The organism is Pseudomonas sp. 24 E 13 (genome assembly GCF_900004715.1).
Lineage (GTDB): Bacteria > Pseudomonadota > Gammaproteobacteria > Pseudomonadales > Pseudomonadaceae > Aquipseudomonas > Aquipseudomonas orientalis_A.
The window spans coordinates 1-9,435 of sequence record NZ_CVTO01000091.1 but is presented as its reverse complement, the minus strand read 5'-3'; the positions used below and the strand labels follow the sequence as shown (position 1 = coordinate 9,435).

The following is a 9,435-nucleotide window of genomic DNA, read 5'->3' as shown; positions in this document are numbered from 1 at the left end:
GCAGACAAAATCACCGCCACCGTGGGTCGCGACCTCACGCTGCAAAGCCTGCAGGACACCGATAACTACAAGTCCAAGCAAACGGATGTCAGTGGAGGCGTCAGCTTCGCCATCATCGGCACCGGTGGCAGTGCAAACCTGAGCATCAGCAAAAGCAAGATCGACTCCAAATACCAGAGTGTGCAGGAGCAGACCGGCCTGTTCGGCGGCAAGGGCGGCTACCAGATTGATGTGGGCAACCATACGCAACTCGATGGCAGCGTGATCGCCAGCACGGCTACGCCGGACAAAAACCGCCTGAACACCGGTACGCTGGGATGGAGCGTTTTAAAGAACAAGGCTGAGTACACAAGCCAATTGCAGAGCGCCAGCATCAGCAGTGGCAGCGATGGCACCAACGCGTTCATCAGCAATATGCCCACCGGCAGCTTGGTCGGATTCAACCACGGCGACAGCGACAGCGGCACCACGTCCTCGGCCATTTCCAACGGCACCCTCAACATCCGCGACCCTGCCAAACAGCAGCAGGACGTGGCAACGCTGAGCCACGATGTTGAACACGCCAACGGCGCCATCAGCCCCATCTTCGATAAGGAGAAAGAGCAGAAACGGCTGCGGCAGGTGCAGTTGATTGCGGATATTGGCACTCAGACGGTAGACATCGTTCGGACTCAGGGTCAGATCGATGCCGATAAAGAAGCGCGTGCTGAACTTGATAAGCGTGGCATCAAAGAGCCTGGAAAGGATGCCAAAAAAGAGGACGTCGACGCCTACAAGAAAAAACTGATCGCCACTGACGCTTATAAACGAATCATGGCCGACTACGGGGTCGGCGGTAATTACCCGCGTGTAGCACAGGCGGTGACAGCAGCATTGCAAGGGCTGGTTGGGGGCGATATTGGCTCCGCTATTGCGGGGGCGTCGTCTCCTTACTTGGCACAAGTGATCAAGAAAACCACCGGGGACAACGATGCGCTGAATACTATGGCGCATGCGGTATTGGGTGCCGTGGTGGCACAGGCCCAAGGCAACTCGGCGCTGGCAGGCGGTGCCGGGGCAGTGACGGGCGAATTGATCGCCCATCAACTGTACCCAAACACTAAAACGGCGGATCTGACGCAGGAGCAGAGAGAGACGGTGGTTGCGCTGTCCGGTTTGGCCGCTGGGCTGGCTGGGGGGATTGCAGGTGGTGACCTGAGTGGGGCAGTGACCGGCGCGCAAGCGGGCACTAATGCCGTCCAGAACAACTATCTGAGCAAGGCGCAGAAGGCTCAGAGAGACAAGGAAATGAGTGAGTGTCCGACGTTGGTCTGCAGTACAGGCACAGCTACGAAGTGGACAGCGATCGACATCGCGCAGGATGCCAGCTTTACACTCGGTACTGCCGCTGGCGCTGTTCTGGGGCTGAACGACACCGTTGATGGCATCGTCCGCACCGCAGGCAACCTCAAGGCGACCTATGCGGCGCTGAAAGCTGTAGTGGAGAGCGGTGGTGTTTGGGACGCGGTCAAGCAGCCGTATATTGATCGCATCGATCGACTGCAAGCGCAGTATGAAGAAGCCGGGCCCAGTGGCTCTTATAACGCCGGGGTTGAAACTGGAAGGCTGATCAGCGATATGGCTGCGGTCCTTTCAGCTGGCGGTGGGCTGGTGAAGGGTGGCGCCTTGCTGGCGGAGAAGGTTACGGCTAAGGTCGCTGCTCGAATAGAGTTGGGGGGGGCGAAGGCAACTCCTTCAGGGCTGGTTTCTGGAGAAACTGGCTTTGTAGATGCTGGTAAGGCTGCTGCTAACGATGCGGATTTCGCGCCTCCAAAAGAAATTCCAGAAAGCAGCTACCCTTCGCTGGCCAGGCCAAGTCCAAATGCCCCAAGCAACGTAATTCTCGGCGAGCTTGACTCACTTGGTCGACCTACTGGAGTTACAGCAGTCCTTAGGGAGGATTCATTGGGAGGCGGTTCAAGCGCTAATCCAGCAATTCGACCTCCAGGTTTTGAAGGGCAGCCTGCTAACCATGCACGAGGACATTTGCTAGCAAATTCACTAGGGGGGGCTGGTGATGATGCAAGAAATTTGGTGACACTTTTCCAGCGCAACGCAAATCATCCAAATATGAGTTCATTTGAGCGTCAAGTCAGGAGCGCGGTGCAGAGTGGTGAAACCGTAAGCTATAGGGCGGTGCCTATTTACACGGGTACAAATCCAATGCCAACCGGTGTAACGTTATCTGCTCGTGGATCAGGCGGTTTGACTCTTGATGTATCAATCCCAAACGTGAGTGGAGTTAAGTAGGAATGATAAATAAGCTGATTAGTCTTCTTTCGCCACCCTCTCAGCGAATCTTCGATAACACGGCTTGGGCGAACTTTGAATCTGAGGGAAATCCACGATTGCCGAATGATTTCAAACAATTAATATCAATTTACGGATGTGGGTCGGTAGACGATTTTTTATGGATTCTAGATCCATTTTCAAAAAATCCAAACTTGAATTTTGAAAAAAGCAAATACTTTATAGATGCATACGCTGTAATGAGGCAGGAGTTTTCGTCGGACTATCCGAGACCAGCTTACCCTGCGGAAGGTTCTTTTCTTCCTTGGGCGGTAACGGATAATGGAGAAACTCTTGTTTGGTTAGTCAATGGAGAACCAGAGTCATGGAAAGTTGCAATTCATAGCTCGGATCAGGGGGCGGAGGAGGTCTACAATTTTGGCTGTGTTGAGTTTCTTTTAAAGTTGCTTAGCAGAGATATTTCGTCAAAAATTTTGCCTAGTCAGTTTCCCCCTGATGATCTAGATAATCATTTCTTTAGGATTGCTGATTAGGTTTATAAGGAGGGAGTAGGGGTTGAGGGAGAAGGAAATAGGGGGCAGACCACGGTTTGCGTTTTTTAGAGTTCAGTGAAGTTGCTCTTTAAAAATATGGTTTATTTTTGGCGAAATAGGGTAGGCCACATTTTTGCGTTTTTAGAGGTTAGTAGAGTTGCTCTTTTAAATAGAAGAATAGTGGTCTGACCCTGAGGGATCCCCGATTTTTCTTACGAAAAATCAAGAAGTTGGGGGTCTGGAAATCGGGGTCAGACCACGTTTTACGTTTTTTAGAGTTCAGTGGAGTTGCTCTTTAAAAATATGGTTTATTTTTTGGAAAAATAGGGTAGACCACGGTTTAGCGTTTTTAGAGCTGCTCTTTTAAAGCATGATTTGTTTTTTGTAATTATTTTATTTCGTCGGCCTAGTGATCGACGGCTAAGCTGTAAGCTCTTATACAGTTAGAGGTTTATATGGCTCGCCGTCCCAGGGTTTTACTGCCGAATATCCCGTTGCATATTATTCAGCGGGGAAACAATCGGGCCGCTTGTTTTTATGCAGATAAAGACTATATTTTTTACATTGATACATTAGCCGAGCTTGCTGAGCTGTACGGTTGTAAAGTTCACGCATTGTGCTTGATGACAAATCATGTTCATTTATTGTTGACTCCCACCTGCTGCGCGGGGGGTAGCCTACTTATGAAGGGGCTGGGGCAGCGCTACGTTCAATATGTCAATCGAACATATCAACGAACGGGCACGTTGTGGGAAGGCCGCTTTCGCTCCTGTTTGGTTCAACAAGAAAACTATGTTTTAGCTTGCTATCGATATATCGAAATGAACCCGGTCAGAGCGGGTATGGTTGCTCATCCGGGCGACTATCGCTGGACCAGCTATAGGGCAAACGCACAGGGCGAGCTGTCAGGCTTTATAAGCCCGCATGCGGTTTATAGCGAATTAGGTAGCGGCAGCGCGCAACGAGCCGAAGCTTACCGGTCTATATTCCATGATCGACTTTCACCTGGGCTGATAGAGCAAATTCGATCTTCTACAAACGGTAATTATGTTTTGGACGATCAGAAGTTTGCGTCCGAGATCGCGCACGCGTTAGGTAAAAGAGTTTCGCAGGGTGTGTCAGGACGCCCAAAAAAGTATGAGTTAAAAGAATAGAAGAATAGTGGTCTGACCCTGAGGAATCCCCGCAATTCCGAAGGCGCCAATGATCTGGTGGGGCTGAATCGCGACACTGCCAATGCCAATCAGAAACTCGACCGGCCTGATGAAAAGGCCATGCAGGAACGTATCGACCTAATCCAAAGCTCGGCGCAGTTGGCCAGTGGGGTGATCAGTGCGGTAGGCAGGGCGAAGGCCGATGAGGCCAAGAAGCTTGGGCAGGCGGCGAAGGAACAAGCGGACGCAGGCGCGCCTGGTGCTGCTGATACCGCCCGTGCCGCCGATCTGGCTTATTCGGAAGCCAAGCGCTGGCAGTTCGGCGGCGACAAGAAAATGATGGCGGATATCGCGACGGGACTGATCGCCGCAGGCCTTGGTGGCGCGCCCGTCGGTACGACAGTCGGTATCGTTGCCAATACCGCTTCCAGCGAGATCTTCAAGCGAGTGGGTGATTACGCCGAGGCGCAATCCCTGAACCCGAAATCGGACGCGGCAACCCGAGCTGCATGGGCAGAAGGTGGAGCAGCACGCGTCATGTTGCACGCTTTGGCAGGTGCCGCCATGGGGTTGTCCAGCGGCAGAGTGGAAAGTGGCGCGTTGGGGGCCGGTGCTTCTGCTGCGTTGATGCCCTCGATTGCAAAGGCGCTGGAAAACAGCAAATTATCTGAGGCCAGCCAGGACAACATCGCGGCGTTGGTTGCGACCGGGATAGGCGCTGGAGCAGGCGCTGGGAATGGCATCGGCGGCGCGGCTGTCGGGAGTGGGACAGGTTACGGCGTCGAAGTATTCAATCGCCAACTTCACCTGACCCAAGAAGTGCCAATTCTCAAGAAGAAAGCCGAAGAGCTAGAGAAAACACAGGGCAAGCCAAAGTCGGATGCCTTGTGGGAAGACTTGCTGCGTATGGCGGCAGGATCCAAGGTCGATGCCGTCGAAAACGCCCGTTTGGATGCGCTGGAAAAGAACTGGGGCAACGACCCGACGCGGGATTGGCTTGATCGTGATTTGGCGATTGCCAGAGGCGCTATTCAAGAATTGGCGGACAAGAAAATTCCATTAACGTGGAAAGACGGCACTGCAATTATCGCCAACGGCTCTGCGGTTTATGCGTTCAACTCGACTAAAGAGCAGTTTGTAGACACAAGCTTGTTTAATGGTACAGGCGCCGGCCTTTATGGCGAATTGCGCTTGACTGACAAATGGGCTCAATACGGTCGGGAGCAGGCAGATGCTCATGCGACAGAGGTCATTAACGTCTCGACCAACGACCTGGCTTCAAAAGACTCAATGTCGAGGCTGTTGGTATTAGCCAGGAAATCGGCAGAGCCGGTGACGGTGGTTGACGATACGTTGCTTTCGCTCACGGGTGTACGTGTGGGAGCGAAAATTTCAGAGATCGTTGCCGCTGCGTTGGCGAAAAGGAAGGTGGCGACGGAGGAGTCGGGTGAGTTTTTAGCCCAGGGTGCGAAAGGGTTCACTGAACTTTCGAGTCAGGCTCGTCGTTATCTTAAAGATCTCGAAGCGCAGACCGGATTTAAAGTAACAGATGAACAACGTGCTAATCTCGCCAACATTTTGCGCGAGCAAGAATTCACCAAGCTTTCTCCGGAACTATCTGACATTAATAGGAAGCAATTCAATAAAGTGAAGAATGATTTGATCAGTCAGTGGGAGGCCAATACAGGCCAAATGTGGCCGCGCTATACTGAGGACGTTGTTGCTAAGAATGGCCTGACAGTGTCACGAAAGGCGGGTCAACCTTTCGATGCGCATCATATTATTGAAAACAGCTTTGGGGGGCCTAATGAATGGTGGAACATGCACCCTGCTAGATTCCCGGATCAGCACCAAGGTGGTATCCATCGCGCCGGAAGCGTAGCGCGAGAAATTTTCTCAGACAAAAAATAGAGAGGCGATGATGGAGAACTTTGAAGTTTTGATGCGAGAGAAGAAAGATGAGCATTTGTTGGATGGATTAGCTGTTGTGGATGATGCAGTTTTACATGCTATCAAAAAAGATTTTCAGAATGTTCCCGAAGATTACTTGGTATTTTTAAAAGAGTTTGGAGCTGGGGAGATTGACTATGCAGGTATCATGCTTTACAGCGGTTTTTTAGAGGCTGAAGAGATTTTTGATGCAGGTGATGCGAACGCTTTCCGGGATATTCGATTTTTCGGAGATGACATGCAGGGCCGATGCTTCGGCTTCGATACGAGCCAGAGCTGGTCTATAGTCGAAGTGGATTCTTCGGACATGAGTGTTAGAAAGTTATGTGATGAATTTTCTTATTTTGTATATGATTTACTAAGTTGATGTGGTGTGCCTAGTAAAGGTGGAAATCCGAGTTTGGATAAAGGGGTGAAAGGGAAGCAGATATATTTAGTTGGGATTTAATAGATTTACCCTTTTAAACTCAATGGAAATCGGGGTCAGACCACGTTTTTGAGACCACGTTTTGTTTTAGTTTCTGTGGGGCAAGCTTGGAACATTACGCTCTTTAAAAACTAGCTTTTTTATTTTCATTTGCTTGACGTTTTTTAAGCAAGGCGGTTATAAAATTTTCAATGGTGGTCTGACCACTATTTCCTAAACTAAAAATCCTCATGGCAAACTCCCTAGTGTCACCGATCTCGAATCACTTGGTGTGCGAGTAATAAGGGGCGGAGCTTCAGATTTCCGCTTCTCGACACATATGCTCCTTCGAACTGATGGCAGCAAAATTCAAAATCTCGACAGCATGAAAACCATTATTCTGGAGAAGATCAAATGATAGTAAACATAGATTTTGACTCTCTGGTTACCTTTGACTGTACTTACGGGGCTTGGGATTTTGAGAGTGGGAAGCCTAGGGTTCGGTCAAAGAAGTATTCAATGAGATTCCTGGCGGGTACGGGTCGGCTATCTACAGTGGTGCGGATTTCGCATTGTCACTAGGCTCAGGCTTCGTTAAGGTTCCGCTTAAAATGGGCCTCAAGGATAGCCTCAATAAAAAGGATTCAATATTCGGCGTCACCGTGCACAGCTTCGACAACAACAAGTTCATGTTTTTGGCAAGGCAGCACCTTACGGGACAGCGCTGGGAGCGTACCTGAAGTCTGTTGCTGATAAAGGGTATACGTTTTACGAGGAGGCTTCGGGTGAGAAGAAATAAATGGATCGGTGGGTTTTTCTTATCCATCTCACTGTTTTCCATGATTCTGGCGGCTAGCCTGCTACTTGCGATGATCATCGCTGCGGTGATTTCACTCGCCCTGCGCACTGACTCGCCTTGGGTATACAACTGGATCGGCTTTCCCCTTACGTTTGTATTCGCGGCGTATTGGATCCTCACTCGATGGACGTATGTGAAGTCTTACATATCCGGTAATGGGGAAATGTAGTGACCCCCTGCGATAAACCCCGACAGGTGCACTGCCGGGTATCTTTACCTGCTCAAGGACGATCAATGAAACCCTGAGAAAAGGCCCTGGCCGATAGCGATCTGTCGCCTGCTGATCAAAAAGCCATAGCCTCCTTGATTGCTAAAGGTGTGGGCGGCGCCGTGGGCTCAGGTGATGGTGTGACAGGTGGGGTAGTTGCCGGCGGTACAGCGTTTGCGGTCGACAAATACAACCGCTCAGTTGCACCCTGAAGAGAAAGCATTCGCGCTAGAGCTGGCCAAAAAGAGTAATGGCAAGTTCACCGCTGAGCAGATTGAGGCGCAGATGCGGCTGTCTTTTGTAAAAGGCACGGACATCACGCCGGCTACTGATAGGGTCGCTTCAGGCAGCGGTATTTATGGTCCCGCCGGTAATTGGATGCACATGGGCGATGGCAAGACCTCTGTGCAGATGTTTGAGAAGGCGGACCAGCAGGTTATCGCCTACATCAAGGAAAACACTCTGCCAGGCGGTCTACAGCTATGCGCGAGGCGCCAGGGTGGCCATCGCGCCGGGCGGCATGAGTAAGGATGCCGACCCGGAGTGGCGAGGGGCGTTGGCCGGCTTCGCCCTGTTTTTATACGGTGTCGTATTTTTTTGAGTTTTTGACCCTTGCATGGCCCATGTATCTACACGGAAAACCCTTATGAAAAAAGTTGCCTTTATCCTCTCGGCCCTGATCCTCGCGGGCTGTCACTCCAATGTTCGCGACTCGTCGTCTAGCCTGCTCAAAGACGGCGTGCAGTTGCAGCAGAACAAGGTCGTGGCCGATGCCGAGCAAGCCAAGGTGATCATGCGGGCCACCTGTTTCACCTACCCTGTGCAGTTCTCCGTGCGCCGTGGCGGTGATGCCGATCAGCGGCCGGAGATCCTCGGCACGGTGGTAGATTCGGGCCGGGGCAAGGTGTTCGGCTGGATCGCCAAGATGAGTGAGGTTGCCAAAAGCGCGGCGGTCAAGCGCTTCCCGCAGTTGGAAGTGTTGGCTGATCCGGGGCAGACAATCGAGGTATTGGGCGAGTCGCGGGTGTATGACTCGAACTACTACCGCTACGCCGAAAAAATTGTCTACGCCTGCGGCCCTATGAGCTCGGCGTTCAAGCCGCAGAAGCAGAAGATTTACCTGGTGGAGTTCGTGATCGTCGGCGCGGGCTGTGAGCAGCATGTGTATGACATCACCGATCCCGCGCAGCGTATTCCCGTCCTCGAAAGGGAATAGGGGTCAGACCACGTTGTTGCGTTTTTTAGAGTCCAGCAAAGTTGCTCTTTAAAAATATGATTTATTTTTTGTAGAAGAATAGTGCTCAGCCCCCTATTTTGTTGGACGCCGGCAAACAGGTCAGCCTGATCAGCGGACGAGACACTGCCCTCAAAGGCGCGCAAGTCAGCGCAGACAAAATCACCGCCACCGTGGGTCGCGACCTCACGCTGCAAAGCCTGCAGGACACCGATAACTACAAGTCCAAGCAAACGGATGTCAGTGGAGGCGTCAGCTTCGCCATCATCGGCACCGGTGGCAGTGCAAACCTGAGCATCAGCAAAAGCAAGATCGACTCCAAATACCAGAGTGTGCAGGAGCAGACCGGCCTGTTCGGCGGCAAGGGCGGCTACCAGATTGATGTGGGCAACCATACGCAACTCGATGGCAGCGTGATCGCCAGCACGGCTACGCCGGACAAAAACCGCCTGAACACCGGTACGCTGGGATGGAGCGTTTTAAAGAACAAGGCTGAGTACACAAGCCAATTGCAGAGCGCCAGCATCAGCAGTGGCAGCGATGGCACCAACGCGTTCATCAGCAATATGCCCACCGGCAGCTTGGTCGGATTCAACCACGGCGACAGCGACAGCGGCACCACGTCCTCGGCCATTTCCAACGGCACCCTCAACATCCGCGACCCTGCCAAACAGCAGCAGGACGTGGCAACGCTGAGCCACGATGTTGAACACGCCAACGGCGCCATCAGCCCCATCTTCGATAAGGAGAAAGAGCAGAAACGGCTGCGGCAGGTGCAGTTGATTGCGGATATTGGCACTCA

General features: G+C 51.9%; 7 protein-coding genes and 1 pseudogene. All 8 read left to right on the top strand.

Features of this window, described 5'->3' with window-relative positions; genetic code table 11:
* Positions 1 to 2,289, top strand: a 2,289-nt coding sequence (locus tag BFP90_RS05940) for a DNA/RNA non-specific endonuclease (protein ID WP_176718022.1), incomplete at its 5' end; no start/stop codon positions are given.
* Positions 2,290 to 2,291: 2 nt separating this feature from the next.
* Entirely contained in the window at positions 2,292 to 2,822 is a 531-nt protein-coding gene (locus tag BFP90_RS27130) for an SMI1/KNR4 family protein (RefSeq protein ID WP_083203172.1), read from the top strand.
* Positions 2,823 to 3,277: 455 nt separating this feature from the next.
* Positions 3,278 to 3,976 (top strand): transposase, encoded by a 699-nt coding sequence (locus tag BFP90_RS27125; protein WP_083203171.1) that lies wholly within the window; start codon positions 3,278 to 3,280, stop codon positions 3,974 to 3,976.
* A gap of 57 nt (positions 3,977 to 4,033) precedes the next feature.
* Positions 4,034 to 5,887, top strand: a complete 1,854-nt coding sequence (locus BFP90_RS28125; RefSeq protein ID WP_130138315.1) for an HNH endonuclease signature motif containing protein — start codon at positions 4,034 to 4,036, stop codon at positions 5,885 to 5,887.
* A 10-nt stretch (positions 5,888 to 5,897) separates the two neighbouring features.
* Complete coding sequence (locus BFP90_RS05930; protein ID WP_176718021.1) at positions 5,898 to 6,293, top strand: SMI1/KNR4 family protein; 396 nt, start codon at positions 5,898 to 5,900, stop codon at positions 6,291 to 6,293.
* A 1,262-nt stretch (positions 6,294 to 7,555) separates the two neighbouring features.
* On the top strand, positions 7,556 to 7,927 hold the full coding sequence (locus BFP90_RS05920; RefSeq protein WP_065896231.1) for a hypothetical protein: 372 nt from the start codon (positions 7,556 to 7,558) through the stop codon (positions 7,925 to 7,927).
* Between the two features lie 118 nt (positions 7,928 to 8,045).
* A complete protein-coding gene (locus tag BFP90_RS05915) occupies positions 8,046 to 8,615 on the top strand; it encodes a hypothetical protein (protein WP_065896230.1) in 570 nt (189 codons plus the stop codon).
* 101 nt (positions 8,616 to 8,716) lie between these two features.
* Positions 8,717 to 9,435: pseudogene (locus BFP90_RS05910) on the top strand (hemagglutinin repeat-containing protein); the annotation flags it as partial.